Genomic DNA, 232 nt, shown 5'->3' on the forward strand with positions numbered 1-232 from the left:
CCTTTGGCATCAGCATTTATCTAGCTTAACCCCAGCAGTTGACATGGCACATTCTGAAGGCAACTTAAAACCTCCGCCACGCCAAGTATGGAAAAACATCGTATCCCAAACAATCAAACCACCGAAGCAAACTCAGACTATGCGTTGGTGGTGGCTCCCTATTAGCATGGCTTTTTCTCTGCTCCTAGGGTTGTCGCTACAACCTTTTTTATCGCCAACCTCGCAACCAACA

General features: G+C 47.0%; 1 pseudogene. It reads left to right on the plus strand.

The features are described from left to right. Positions 1-43: 43 nt before the first annotated feature. Positions 44-232: pseudogene (locus tag A3712_RS28125) on the plus strand (hypothetical protein); the annotation flags it as partial.

The sequence above is a fragment of the Vibrio sp. HI00D65 genome (assembly GCF_001635455.1).
In the GTDB taxonomy this organism is placed as follows: domain Bacteria; phylum Pseudomonadota; class Gammaproteobacteria; order Enterobacterales; family Vibrionaceae; genus Vibrio.